General features: G+C 33.6%; 15 protein-coding genes. 6 read left to right on the plus strand and 9 right to left on the minus strand.

All coding sequences use genetic code 11. The features are described from left to right. Window positions 1-125 precede the first annotated feature (125 nt). The 6 genes from AC1P5O_RS14790 to AC1P5O_RS14815 all read right to left on the minus strand — a co-directional run bounded on the left by AC1P5O_RS14790 (window position 126) and on the right by AC1P5O_RS14815 (window position 4028). On the minus strand, window positions 126-446 hold the full coding sequence (locus tag AC1P5O_RS14790) for a GFA family protein (RefSeq protein ID WP_499006249.1): 321 nt from the start codon (window positions 444-446) through the stop codon (window positions 126-128). Between the two features lie 19 nt (window positions 447-465). Further along, window positions 466-1104 (minus strand): FMN-binding negative transcriptional regulator, encoded by a 639-nt coding sequence (locus tag AC1P5O_RS14795; protein WP_243475516.1) that lies wholly within the window; start codon window positions 1102-1104, stop codon window positions 466-468. Between the two features lie 510 nt (window positions 1105-1614). Further along, window positions 1615-2187 (minus strand): hypothetical protein, encoded by a 573-nt coding sequence (locus AC1P5O_RS14800; protein WP_243475517.1) that lies wholly within the window; start codon window positions 2185-2187, stop codon window positions 1615-1617. Then, window positions 2178-2756 carry a ComF family protein gene (locus AC1P5O_RS14805; protein WP_243475518.1) on the minus strand — a complete coding sequence of 193 codons (579 nt, stop codon included), beginning with the start codon at window positions 2754-2756 and terminating at the stop codon, window positions 2178-2180. The genes AC1P5O_RS14800 and AC1P5O_RS14805 overlap by 10 nt, the downstream gene beginning before the upstream one ends. Before the next feature lie 91 nt (window positions 2757-2847). Further along, on the minus strand, window positions 2848-3696 hold the full coding sequence (locus tag AC1P5O_RS14810; RefSeq protein WP_243475519.1) for an ImmA/IrrE family metallo-endopeptidase: 849 nt from the start codon (window positions 3694-3696) through the stop codon (window positions 2848-2850). 2 nt (window positions 3697-3698) lie between these two features. Beyond that, window positions 3699-4028: a helix-turn-helix domain-containing protein gene (locus AC1P5O_RS14815; protein WP_243475520.1), complete on the minus strand. Its 330-nt coding sequence runs from the start codon at window positions 4026-4028 to the stop codon at window positions 3699-3701. 157 nt (window positions 4029-4185) lie between these two features. On the opposite strand from AC1P5O_RS14815, the gene AC1P5O_RS14820 reads away from it, so the two are divergent. Then, window positions 4186-5094, plus strand: coding sequence for a DUF8370 family protein (locus tag AC1P5O_RS14820; RefSeq protein WP_243475521.1), 909 nt, complete (start codon window positions 4186-4188; stop codon window positions 5092-5094). A 16-nt stretch (window positions 5095-5110) separates the two neighbouring features. Then, on the plus strand, window positions 5111-5359 hold the full coding sequence (locus AC1P5O_RS14825) for a hypothetical protein (RefSeq protein WP_243475522.1): 249 nt from the start codon (window positions 5111-5113) through the stop codon (window positions 5357-5359). A 114-nt stretch (window positions 5360-5473) separates the two neighbouring features. Here the strand turns inward: AC1P5O_RS14825 and AC1P5O_RS14830 are convergent, their stop codons facing one another. The 3 genes from AC1P5O_RS14830 to AC1P5O_RS14840 all read right to left on the minus strand — a co-directional run bounded on the left by AC1P5O_RS14830 (window position 5474) and on the right by AC1P5O_RS14840 (window position 9035). After that, window positions 5474-6007, minus strand: a complete 534-nt coding sequence (locus tag AC1P5O_RS14830; RefSeq protein ID WP_243475523.1) for a hypothetical protein — start codon at window positions 6005-6007, stop codon at window positions 5474-5476. Window positions 6008-6083: 76 nt separating this feature from the next. Next, window positions 6084-7883 (minus strand): type IV secretory system conjugative DNA transfer family protein, encoded by a 1800-nt coding sequence (locus tag AC1P5O_RS14835; RefSeq protein WP_499006252.1) that lies wholly within the window; start codon window positions 7881-7883, stop codon window positions 6084-6086. A 258-nt stretch (window positions 7884-8141) separates the two neighbouring features. After that, window positions 8142-9035 (minus strand): phage integrase N-terminal domain-containing protein, encoded by an 894-nt coding sequence (locus AC1P5O_RS14840; protein ID WP_243475525.1) that lies wholly within the window; start codon window positions 9033-9035, stop codon window positions 8142-8144. 1249 nt (window positions 9036-10284) lie between these two features. On the opposite strand from AC1P5O_RS14840, the gene repM reads away from it, so the two are divergent. The 4 genes from repM (at window position 10285) to AC1P5O_RS14860 (ending at window position 13570) form a co-directional block, all read left to right on the plus strand. Next, complete coding sequence (gene repM / locus AC1P5O_RS14845; protein ID WP_243475526.1) at window positions 10285-11214, plus strand: replication initiation protein RepM; 930 nt, start codon at window positions 10285-10287, stop codon at window positions 11212-11214. Window positions 11215-11279: 65 nt separating this feature from the next. Further along, complete coding sequence (locus AC1P5O_RS14850; protein ID WP_499006254.1) at window positions 11280-11837, plus strand: plasmid replication DNA-binding protein; 558 nt, start codon at window positions 11280-11282, stop codon at window positions 11835-11837. A gap of 215 nt (window positions 11838-12052) precedes the next feature. Then, the gene (locus AC1P5O_RS14855; protein ID WP_243475528.1) at window positions 12053-13183 is read left to right on the plus strand and encodes an acyltransferase family protein; all 1131 of its coding nucleotides are present in this window, start codon (window positions 12053-12055) and stop codon (window positions 13181-13183) included. Window positions 13184-13225: 42 nt separating this feature from the next. Continuing rightward, window positions 13226-13570: a hypothetical protein gene (locus AC1P5O_RS14860; RefSeq protein WP_243475529.1), complete on the plus strand. Its 345-nt coding sequence runs from the start codon at window positions 13226-13228 to the stop codon at window positions 13568-13570. The last annotated feature ends 181 nt before the right edge of the window (window positions 13571-13751 follow it).

The raw sequence follows: 13751 nt of genomic DNA on the forward strand, positions 1-13751 counted from the left end.
AAAGTCATTTGAATGATTTCTTCTTGGTCTACGTGTCATAAAATACTCCATATATTGATGTTTATAACATCATTTGGGGAGCAAAATATCACTTATAAGTGTTGTTCAAATTTCCTGATCCACCTCTATCTTTTATTAATTACTGGCCTCTCATTTAACAATCCAAGTGGAATCCATATGAATGAGCTATTTCCAACTCTATTAGGAACAGGAGATCCACAACTTGTACAAAAGCAGGAAGTAAAACCTGAATCTTTTTTAAATGTGCCAATGGAATCCGTACCAGAAACCCACTCAAATACCATCTCATTCACCAATGTAGCTGCATTTGCTCCCGTACCACTTTGTTTACGACATAAACTGCAATGACAGTGATACATCGTCTGAATATCTTTGTTAATTAAGAATCGAACCTTACTACACAAGCAACTACCATTATTTTTCATTTATTAACCTTATATAATTCTATATTTCTTCCGTATTTGAGCTATTCAACATTAGATTACTTAAATTATTTTTACCTTTAGTAGCTAAAACTTTAGCTACACTTGAAATATCATTTTTATTTCTATTTTGACTTAATTTAAATTTTCCCACTAAGTCTGTAATCTCAATTTGTATTCCTACAATATGTTTCATCCTTTCGTTGATAAAGTCCGCTGGTGCATCTGTCATTTTCCAAGGAATCTCTTGATTGGACTCATGTTCTCTAGTAAGACGAGCCAAAATACCTCTTAATATTTTCTCATCTTCAATAATTCTGGCCTTACCTTTTGCATGAATAACTACGTAGTTCCAAGTCGGAACAACTTTATGATGTTCAAATTTTCCTACATACCAATTAGGAGAGATATAAACATCATCAATTCGGAATATTACAAGTACATTGGCATCATTCTTTAAAACTTCAGCTAAAGGATTTTTTCTCGATATATGTGCCAATAATTTTCCACAATCCCCCTGATCAGGCACTAATTCAAAGGGAATATGGTTAGCATCTAACTCACCATTGAAATATGTAACGATACAACCGAAGGGATGTTTTTTTACTAAATCATGAAGAAGATTTATTCGTCTTTCTTCAAAATGAGGAGGTAAGTACATTTAGCTCTTTCTATAGTTTTGATGTTGTATTACATCAAATTAAGGTAATTAATGGCTACTTATCAACTCTTATTTAACATAATGGCGATTCTACCAAGCACAATCATATATTAATATAAATATAAATAACTTAGAAATTTAACACTGATCACAAAACGCATTGGTGAGCTTTTAAGCAAGTCTGTAATATTTTGCCAGTAAATTTGATTAAAAAAACGATCAATTTGGCAATCGGGGCCCATTTCATACGGATCCAAGTTCCAAAACTATTCCCAATTGCTGGGGATAAAATTTAGGCTATTTTATGCGCCCTGGCGTACATAAATTCTGGCCCTTTGCTACTATCTGGAACAGTGGAATTTTCCTATGATGAACTCGTCAGGAACAGGAAGTTCCATAACACATAAAACAAGAATTATAAGTTATTGCACATGGACCAGAGGGTACAACAGCACAATCAGCAACGATAAAGAAACCCCGGCAGGATGCCAGGGTTTTTTATTAAAAATATTATAAAAAACTAGGTTGTAATTGTTCTCTTTTTAAAGATTCTATACGTTCAAAAATTTTAATTTTTTTATTAGCATTTTTTAAAGAAGATTCAGACATCTTTTGAGTAATTAATAGCAATTCATCAGTGTTATAAACACGTTGAAACTTTCTTTCTTGTTGAAGAAAAACTGTAACTTTTTTACGCTGATTAATTAATTCAATAATATTTTTTAATGTTCCAGTACTTTGCTTATCCCAGAGCATCACTCCTATGTCAGCATCATTAGCTAAAACTAAATCCTTAGCTGTAAAGAAAGCCCTTGTTCCAAACTTATATTCTGTAATAACAGAATTAGTATGCCAGTTTCCAAGATTATTTCGAGGTTTCTTACCACTATGATAAACAGTAACTTTATCGTAGTTTTTACTATTTAAATATTCCTGAACAGCTTTATCAATTCCATCAGCATCTCCAAGGATAATTTCATATCCTTGGTCTATCATTTTATTGATACGCTTAGTAACGGATTCATCTAGCATTTGAATGCTAATAGAACCAGCAATAAAAATCTTTGTCACTGCTATTTCCAAGTCAATGCTGCCACATAAATTTTATTAATCTTAGGATAAGAGCTTAACATTTTACAAGCTGCTTCCATAGTGGCCCCTGTATCAAATAGATCATCGATTAAAAGAACATTCCAACATCCTTCATTTCGAATTCCATTAAAAATAGAGAAACTATTTATTAATGCAGCTTCTTTATCCTCTCTAGAGTGTAAGTCTTTTAGAGAAGTTCCATTTTTTGTTTTATGCAAGATATTTGTAAAGATGGGTACATTAAGAGCTTGGCCTAATCCTTCAGCCAAACCATACACAGGTTGACGATCTCTGGTGTTAGAAGCAGGCATAGGAATAATAAACTCTATTTTGTCTTGGAAATTTTCTTGTATGGATATAGCTAAAGCATCTACTAATTTAGGAATTTGCTCCCAATCATCTCTATATTTTAGTAAGAATAATGCTTGTCCTAATTCTGATCTTTTTGTATCAAACATCGGACGACCATATTCATTATCACCTATATATTCACTTTTTAAGACATGCTTATCTAAAACAATTCCTTTTTCCCAAGGGCCCTTAATTTCTCTAATATTCATATTAATAAAACTTTATAATTAACTATAATAGAATTATAAGTTAATTTAAAAAATAATAAATATCAATATCTTAATATTATTTAATAAGTTTTTAAAATTCTCTAGGCTTCCATACACTTAGACCTTTAGGCAATACAATTAGAGTTATAATTTGATCATATTTTTCTGAAATAATCTTATATTCAGTAAGGTACGCTTCTTTATCGGCATATTGAAACCATATAGTTGCTTTTATTTTTTCACCATTTTTTTCTTCAACTACTAAAGGATTAGCTGCTAAAGAACCATCCGGGATAGAAGTAACTGTTTTTTTAGTACTAAAAAAAGCTCCATTTTTAAAAGCAGAATTGCTTGAAAAAGCCCACTGCATAAACTCATCTCTAGAAACAACCAATATCACATTTTCATCAGTGAATTCTAGCCATCTCAAAATTGCAGCTGTCAGAGAAACTCCATATCTCAATGCACATAGAGATAAGGAGTAAATTAAGTTAGTAGTATCTACTTGTGTTCTAAAATCATCTATCGGCATAAGTAAATATGCAGCGAATTTATTGGCTTCAGTTTCAATAGAATTATTTGTATATAACTGGATATCATCATTTCCACATTGAAATTCACTTTGCAACGATCTATGAAGTAAATAATGTCCAAGTTCATGTGCTTTTGTGAATAGAATTCTTCCAGCTGATTCCACAGCTGGGTTATATAAAATAAACCACTGACTAGCATCATTTTTTAGTAAGGCACCATCAAATTTACCGACATTCAACTCTAGAATGTTGACAATAGGATCATCCCATTTAAAAATGTTAGCTGCTTCATAAGCAAGCATATCAACATTAATGGGAAATTTTTCCAAACATTGTACCTGACAAAAAACATCAAAAATCTTATGCAATCTATTCGCTGCTTTAGGTGGATGTAATTTTTCATCCATTATTATTTATTACCGGTAGTTTGAATTACAGCCATTATATTTCTTATTTGTTCTTTTTCTTGAGAACTTAAATTTTTATATTCACGGAAAAAAGCGTTATCAATATGCTTTTCATCGGGGGTGAGGGTATTAGCTTCTAGAAAAAAATCGACATCTACCCCTAATACCTTAGCTAATGCTGATAATTTTTCTGCTGAAGGCTTTTGTGATTCTCTATTTTCTAACTCCCACAAATAACTTTTACTTAATCCTGCACTTTGGGCTAGAGCTTCTAGAGTAAGTTTCTTCTCCTTTCTAAGAAGTCTGATTTTATCGCCAAGAAAAATTGCCATTTCAATATCCCCTTTTAGTTTAAGTTATATTTTACTAATAAAAAGTTCGGAATAGTGTAAAAAAAAGATTGACTATGTAAAAAAACGGATAAATAATGTACCAAAGTTCGGTATTCCGGAATTATTATCATGTTTTAAAAGTATTGGAGTTAATTGAATGACAACCTTTATAGATTATTTTAAAGTAGACCCTAATCAAAGTATTGATTTTCTTAACCTAAAATTGGAAAGAGATACGAAGATATTTCTAGATCCTTACAGCGTTGCAATGACAAACAATATTCATTGCATCAATGCTCATAAGTGTATTAAAGCGTTCATGGAAGTTCTATTATCAGCGTTAAAAAATGATGATCAAAAATTAGCTACTGAATTGTGTAGTTACTTTCATGAACCAAAAGGAACAGGAATTGGGTGGACAAAAAAAAGCTATAAAGGTCGTGGAGCAGGAGAAATTAAGGCATCTAAATTACTGGAAGCTTTAACTTCTTCTGAAGCAGTTATGTCTGGAGCGATAGAAGATTTAGAAGAGCTAATTTTAGTTGTTGATGGGTTAGGATTAGATACAATTTCAGATATAACTATTAATTTAGGAATGAAACACTTTATCGAATTTACACAAGAAAAATGTAATGAACTTAGCATTCCTTTAGAAAAGATAAGCAAAAAAATAAACTACTTCTGTCATTTAGAAAAAATCTGGAAGTCTGATTATTTTATGTTACCTCATGCACCTATAGGTGAAGAACAAGAGAAGGGGCTAATAGTATTATTACCTATTAATACCTTAGCAGGATTATCACCTTACGGAACATCATATTTCTTTACCAATATAGCTACACCACATTTTGTCAAAGAAGGTATTTCGGCTGGGGCATCATTTATAAGTGCTGCAAAATCAGGCGGCTATAAAGCTAATATTAAGAAAATGAGAGAAGATGAACGTTACAAAGGTGGTAAAAAGAGGATGAGTAAGTTCATAACAACCCATCCCGAAACTCTCAAAGAATATAGAGAAAAGGTAGCTTTATATCGCTACAAAAAAATTCGTAAAAATGACAATTAATTCAAGGAAATTCAGTATGTCTAAAAACTCCAAACAAACCTCTAATACTGTAAGTGCATTAGCCTCAGAAGTATTGCGAAATCCCTCATCTTCAGCAATTCAAAAACAGTTAGCGGGATCAGCCTTATCTCAAACACATTCTAGTAAGCAAACTGGAAGTAATATGGAAACTAAAGCATCGCAAGTGTTACAAAGCGATAAATATAGTGATACCACAAAATCATTAGCAGCATCTGTTCTTTCTCAATCTAACAAAGAAAGATAAGTGCAACATATATCAAATATATAAGCATCTTTCGAGATGCTTTTTATTTAACATAAAATCTCTTATACGAAATTTAGTTCGAATAACTAAATTTCGTATAGCCAGCAAAATTTTTTACTCACCAAAAATTTTATTAAAATTTCCGTAATCAGTTTTTTCTTTCAGCTTATTTAAAAGATAAGCCGTTTGAGCCGTATCTAAATGCCCTTCATCAATCAATTTGATTGAATCAGTTAATCCGATATTCAAATAACTTGAATGAATACTGACTTCTTTAGAATCATTTCCGAAAATGCCACTGAGTAAACTTCTAGGTTGTTGCTCGAGTTGCTCTAAAGCGTAGTTTTCAAAAACATCTACACCCCAAATTTCAGTATAGAAGTCTCTCTCATTGACATGCTCGCATACAAAAGCCACTTTGATGTGTGAAGCTCCAACACCATAAACATGTTTTTGTAATAGAAAATTTGCTAGACCAGCTTTAGTCTTATCCGTCAAATTAAATAAAGATGTACCTGTTAATTCGGGATAAAAAACGACTAAAGTTAATTGATAATCCTTGTCAAATCCCTCTTGTACAAAGCCATAGAAAATTTTAATTGGATGATTGTTGCTTACTTCACTTGGGTAATATGCTTCATATAACACTTTTCATCGTACTCCTATCTTTTCATGAACCATACTCAGGTTTTTCTGAGAAAATTATTAAAGAAAATCCTTAATTTTAGGCAGCTTTAAAGTCCTGAATCGTTTTTAAATTCGTGCGTTTTGGCATGTTATAGCACTCATAATATTTAGGCATTTCCAACGTTCCGTAAGAGCCGTTATACATCACCACGGCAGTACAAATCGGCAATTTAATAAATTCCGCAGGCTCAATAATGGATTCCAATTTAATGGACTTTGTTGTCCCTACGTTTTGCGATTTGTTGGAAGATGAGCCACTTGTTCGACTGGATGAACTTGTACCACTGGTTTGACTTGTACCTGCCGTTTCAGAAATGTAGGTTGTTTCAGTTTGACCGACCAATCGACTGCATTCTTCAGCCGATTCGATATCCCCAATTCTAAAAACGATTTTCAAATTACTCGAACCCATGAACATTTTGTCGCTATTTGCGCCATACAAGCGATTTAAGCCCTCTAAGCTCTGCAAGTATAGAAAGGTAGGCATATTTGCAGAACGTATCGTATTGAGCAAATCAGTGAATTTTGGAATAGGTGCACAATTAATGATTTCATCTAAGGCAATAAATACGGGTTTACGGTTTTGATTCGCTTGTAAAATACGCATGGTATGCGCCACCATTGCCCCGAATAGCGTAGCCGTTGAACTTTTATACTGTTGGTCAAACTGTAAAAATACAGCTTGTTTAGGCTGCATGAGAACTTCTTTTAAGTAGAAGCCTGGAGCATTATCTGATGTCGTTGCTCGAATACGATCATCATCAAGAAACTCAAAGGCTTTGGAAACTGCCGTCATCACAGATGCAAGCAAGCGATCATTTTGAGCAGTCCGAGAAATTTCTTTGGCAATATTGGAAACACTGGATTTTTCAGACTGTCTTAATGCCTTTAACAACTCATCATTGCTATCCATGCTATTAATATAATTTTGAGCATTCACAAGTGATGCCTTATCACTAAGTTCGATGAGAACAGCCTTCAGAATACGCCTAGCCAAGTCATTAAAAACCACCGATTCGGCTGTATCATCTTTAATGATAATGTTCAAAATCTCGTTGAGTTCTGCTGAATCCTTCACTTCTGAAAAAATATTGTAGTGGTCACTCTCAACATCGGTTGGATTAAAAACCCAATCTTTATAACCAAAAATTTTAAAGACATTGTTTGCTTTAAGAATCGCCCAAATTTCAGGCTTTACGTCCGTTGCCACGAAGCTACGCCCGGATTTCATCCACTCTACGATTTGAGAGATTAAAAATGTTGTTTTACCCGAGCCAGGTGCGCCCAAAACAATGCCCCGATCCTCATTGGTGACCCTTAAGCTTTCACGATGAAAAGACCAATTCAGGTGTTTTTGTTGCATGTCCTTCATTTGCTTCTTTGGTAAAATCCTATCCGTAAAAGCAATAAGGGGCGTTTTATTTTCAAATCCTTTATGCACTTCACTTAATAAGGTGCCATACCCTTCCGCAGACTCTTTTTTTATACGTTCTGCACGTGGTTTTGACTTGCCACCAGCAAAGTACAAAAATGCATAAAGACCAACAATCACAAGCCACGATACGAAATAATTATTATTTGAAACCACAACATAATGACTTGAAAGCAAATTTGTGATGTCGCTCAACAGATAGGTCTGGGCTAGAACTGCCAAACCGAAAAGAACAACATTATATAAAAACTCATGGTATGGATTATGCGCTTTAAAATGTGACTTTAAGCTCACAAAGAGCATGAGAAAAAGCGCAATAATGATTAAAACTAAAAGGGTATTCGCATAGCCAACCGAAAGTGGTTTAAGGTGCAAAGTTCTTATTAAAAACGTGTAATAAGCCATAAGAAAATCATGTACCACTTAATTATCCCCTTTTTGCTGTTGTTTACCCTCACAGGTATCTAAGAACTGAGGTTCAGAAACAGGACTTTTGAGCCACGAACAACGAACCGTATAGTAAAAAGATGCTTCTGAGCTTCTAAATTTAATTAAATTGTGAGTGGGTTTTAGCTCTGCTTTATCATTCCAAATCAAAAGTTTGCAATTAATACAACGACCACATAACGGTAATTTTGATCTTATTTCTGACGCAATCCCCATCTAGTTTTTACTCCATGAACCCAGGTACACGGACGTAATATTGATACGGCTATGTCCCAATTCTTCACTAATTAACATACGGATTTCTTTATCTTTGATCTTTTCATCAGCCGACAACACACGAGAACCGCCTACCGCAGGGCAATCAAACCCCATGAGTTCACGGTATCTGGTTTGAGCATAGCCATGCCTTAAGCCATGCGTTTGCCCAACACCCAGGGCATGCGTTACTGCCTCAAAATTGGCTTTGTGAGATTTATAGCTTTTTTCTTTTGGAATCATGGAACCGCCATTTTTCACGGCTTGAGCATAGGCATTTTTGAGTTCTTGACGTTGTTTTTCATTGGTTATGGGAATTGTTCGAGGTCTTCCGCCTTTGGTCCAACTGTCTTTTAAGCGGATATATTTAGCATTTTCAATTTTTTGACCATCTAAGGCATATTCAGGTTGGAATTTCATGCTTTCTTCACGTCTAAACCCGAAAGCGTCTTGTAAACGTAAGCTTTGCGCTATGTTTGTATCGGTTTTAGACAAATCCAGATCTTTTAAAGATATAGATTTATTTTCATTGGTGACATAGACACGATTTTCTATTTTATAAGTTGCATTGTCTTTGACGGCACCGCTATTGCTGACTTTTTCAGCCCACCACCTTACGGCCACCATTCGATTTTTTATCGTTCCTGTGGACACGCCATCCTTACGCCATTGCTCAAGCAATTTATTCACATGCCGACCTTTTAAATCTTTGGGCGACATGGTTTTAACGTCATAGCCATTCCTGGCAAGCTGTTCAGTGAATAATTTCAGCATAGCCCGTCTATTTGCTTGCGTGGCGTGTGAACCCTCACGGAACTTATTGCAGAGCTGATCAAATTGATATTCTAAGGTCATGATCCATCTTTTATTGGAGATGCTTGATTGATGAGTACAGCGCAGCTTTATGCTGTGCTACGGAATCAATTAAGTATCAATTTTTTAATTTAAAACTGGGTGAGATCCGATGTATTGGTTAGTGTTAAGAGCCGAATTAACGTTTTATCAAATTCAATTATAGAAATTGGTTCAATAAAAAATGCTCAAAAAATGGGTATAAAAATTCGAGAATCTTTAAGTCCAAATGTGTGAATACTTATAAAAATAAACCGTTTCTGCATATAGGATGAGAGCGATTAAAAGTATTTGATCTCCTGTATTTAGTTTATGTTTAAGCTGAAAAACGTAAATGAAAGTCAGCAAAGAAAAGTTATGAAAAAACAAAAAAGTCTGATCAGTATATGTGTGAATATTCTTCTATCACGCGGCAATAACTTCCAAAAATGTTTTGTATTGTAAGCAATATGAGGCTTCTCTCAGTCGTCACTACTTAAAGGTAGTGACGACTGGGGAGCCTGGCCACTGTTTACGCGTATAAAAAAGGACGGTCGCCACCCCTTCGGGATGGCTCGGCTACTCCCGGAAAAATTTAGATGGGAGCTGGTAATCAGAGGGAATACGTTTTGAGATTTAGATTTTTTCTCGTCGCTCACACTCCGTTCGCCTTGTTTTTTTCTTTTGCTATTAAGAGGAATGATTAGAGCGAGTGTCTACGAGCGAACTAAGAAAATTTGCTTATCCCTTTCCCTGATTACAAGCTGCCCTACGTGTCAAGAACTCAGAATCAGAGCATCCCGAATGGGTGCGAACTGAATGCAGTTGTTTTAGGTCGAGCGAAGCGAGTAAAAAATGTATGAGCGAAGCGAATTCCGAGTTGCTTTTGCTTTTTCTTAAAGTCATGGAAATATTTATCAAAAATTGCCCCGCGAATCGAGCGATAGCGAGATTCAATAGAGTTTGAGCGAAGCGAAAACCAAGGGCAATTTTTCATTCCCTGTGTTTTTAATTATTTTAAGGTTTTTAAATGTTTTTAACTTAGTTTTAATTATTAAATTTCAATAACTAACTATTGTATTCCCCCACGTTTAGTTACCCATTCCCCCACGTTTAGTTACCCATTCCCCCACGTTTAGTTACCCATTCCCCCACGTTTAGTTACCCATTCCCCCACGTTTAGTTACCCACTTAATTACACCCTTAACTAAATAGTTGTAGTTATACCCACATTGTTATAATCTGTGGGTATAAAAATATTTCAAATGAGTCTATGTCAAAAGAATTAGTTGTAAAAACCAATCGGTTAAACCAAGCTTTTCAAACTCTATCTTTATCAGAGTTTCATATTGTTCAATTAGCTATTGTTGATGCTAGACATACGGGTACAGGACTAAGTACAGATACTCCTTTACGAATAGATGCTTTGAGATATGCTGAAGTTTTTGGGACAACAAGGCAAAATGCTTATCAGAGAATGAAAGAAGCAGAGGATTCTTTATTTAATAGAAGATTTAGTTTCTTTGATGAGGATGGGAAGTTAGTCAAAAGTAGATGGATTCAACAAGTAAAATATTTAGATGATGAAGGGGCTATTGAACTTGTTTTCACACTAGCTGTTGTACAAGGCATAAGTAAAATTGATGGTATTAAAGACTTTTTTACTCAATATTTACTGAGCCAAACAGCCCAGCTTAACAGTACATATTCAGCAAGATTATATGAGTTACTAATTCAATGGAGAGCTGTTGGAAAAACACCTTTATTTGAATTAACAACTTTCAGAGAGCAACTTGGAATTGGTGTTAATGAATACAAGCGTATGGATCACTTTAAAACTAGAGTTCTTGACCTAGCCATTTCTGAAATTAGCGAAAAAACAGATATAGAGGCAACCTACCAACAGCATAAGAAAGGCCGTTCAATATCTGGTTTTTCTTTTTCTTTTAAGCAAAAAAAAATTAAGAACAAATCATTAGAAAATCAAACAATATCTGGGAATCTAGATCTTTTTTCAAAAAAAATGACTGACTCTCAACGTCACTTATTTTCCAATAAGTTATCTGAACTTCCTGAAATGAGTAAATACTCTCAAGGAACTGAAAGCTATCCTCAGTTTGCAGTAAGAATTGCTGAAATGCTTAAAGATTCTGAGAAGTTAAAAGAGTTTGCTCCAATGCTTGAAAAAGTTGGCTATCGTTAAATCGTTGATGTAACGTTACATCACTAAATATTGTCTACTGACATACAGACTTTTACTTGGGTTACATGATGAAAGCACTATCTGTTATTGAATTAGCTCAACTCTATGGAATGAATCGTCAAAGTATCTATAAACGTATAAAGAAAGGAGATTTATCAAAAAATAGTGATGGAAAAATAGATTTTTCAGAAGCTCTACGTGTATTTGGTGAACCATCCCAAAATAATAAGGGTGTAACCACGTTACAGTCTACTTCAGTACAAAAAGAGACAGAAGTAGACATGCTGAAGCAACAGGTAGACATACTAAAAAAACAGCTAGAACTTGCACATGAACGAGAAGTTTTTCAAAGAGAACAATTAGCAACAAAAGATAATCAGATAGAGGCGATACAACGCTTATTAGAAGCCCCCAAAGCCCATATGACTACGTTTACCGATCAAGAAACAATACAATCCAGTACAGTTAAAATAGATCCAAAACCGGATGACACAGAACCGAAACATGACGGATTGACTACTAATAGCCAAAAAGAAAATAAGCGTATTCCAGTGCCGGAGCACGTTGAATCGGAGCAGCCCAAAAGAGGGTGGTTAAGTCGCTTTTTCTTGCCGAATGGCTAAGGGCACTATTCAACTGAAATAATCAAACCCGTGGAACATTGCTTACTTATTGTGCGTGGAACATGAAAAATAAAACAACCTAAGAATGGCTGCTTAGGCTTTTTTATATAGAATAATATATTGATTATATTAAGGTTTTATTACTGAGTTCGCATAACATGTATTATATTAATTTTAGAAAAATTTGATGAATTAGAGGCTCAAGGATATGAAACATGTCTTTTAAAAAAAATACATTTGAACGTAATGATTTTATAGATATTTTGCGCTTTATCTCAATTACATTAGTTTTATTACATCATTTCAATATTCCCTACAAACTCTATGAAACATTTCTAACATTTGATTTTTTAAATGAAAGTTTTATAACAATGTTAGCAAGAAATGGGAATTATGGTGTAACCATGTTCTTTGTAATTTCAGGATACCTTATTACCTCTCACTCATTGAAAAGATGGAATGGTTTAAAAAATATAAATTATAAAAACTTTTATATTTCTAGATTCGCTCGAATTATACCCACACTAATATTATTAGTTCTTATTGTAAATGTACTAGGATTACTAGGTTTAAAACCTTTTATAACTCAAGCTCCTAATGGGATAGAAGTATCTCAGAATATTGTAAATATTGCTGCCTTAACTTTCTGGATGAATATATTAATTATCAATGCAGGATGGGTAAATTATGCATTAGGGGTGTTATGGTCACTTTCCGTTGAAGAAGTCTTTTACTTGTTCTTTCCAGTTATAGGTATATTCCTGAAGAAAGAAAGATTCTTTATTATTTTATGTATTATTTTAATTTTATTCTGTCCCTATTTTAGATACTTACACTATGGCAGTGAAAGTGGGGCATATTTATATCATTACTTTTCTAGCTTTGATGGAATAGCTTTTGGCTGTCTGACAGCAATTATTGCTGAACACTTCAAAATTTCATTTTTTATAAGTAAGTTGTTGAAGTTAATTACTATTCCTTTAATGATCTTTATTTATTTCTACGCGCCAATAAAAGAAACAAGTATTTGGGGGATCTCAGCGTTTGCACTGTGTACCAGTATACTAATCATGACAAGTTTACCAGGTAATAGCAGATATGAAAAAAGTAATTTATTAAATTTTATCAAAGGAATAGGAAGAAATAGTTATGAAATTTACTTATTTCATCTAGTGGTATTAGGCTTGATGAAGGTTGTATATATTCCACAAACAACTACTGGAAATATCAAGGTTCTATTACTGGTCATTTATATAGTCCTTACACTTATCCTTGGTTCACTTATAGCAAAATATTTTTCTAACCCTATTAATTCTAAAATTAGAAAAAAATGGATTAAAAAATAAATGAATAATATTTTCAACAACTTCAGATGATAGAGATGTTCAATGCTCGATAAAATTATTTTATGTCTTTGTTTAAGTCTATCTTCTGTTGCTATAGCAGAAAGTATAGACTCGGCTTCTAAAAAAACGCTTAAATTTGAATTTAAGGAGTATCCAGGTAAAAGTTATACCTTTGAAGAACTTAATTTAATTGTTGATAAAAATTTGAAAGTAATAGTATCAATTTTTCCAGAACTCCAAGGAATTTATGTGGATGAGAAAACTGGAGAAATTGTACTTACCGTTTTAAAAAATGAAACTGACTCAATTAGCCTTCAAAAAGTTAAATGTATATTAGGTCTACCAGTAAAATTAATGGTAATTACTGCCCCGCTTCTAAGAGAGTAAAATTTGCGTAAGATTATATTGAATAATTTGAAAAATCATTCATAAATAACAAAGGGCAGAGTAAAACTTGAAGTGCGACATAAACCACCTAATTAATTTAAAGGGTTTATGGAGTATATAAAATTGTCATACCATCATCTTAACTTTGAAGATCGTACTGCATTAATGCTTGAGTCAAGAA

The sequence above is a fragment of the Prolinoborus fasciculus genome (assembly GCF_056724605.1).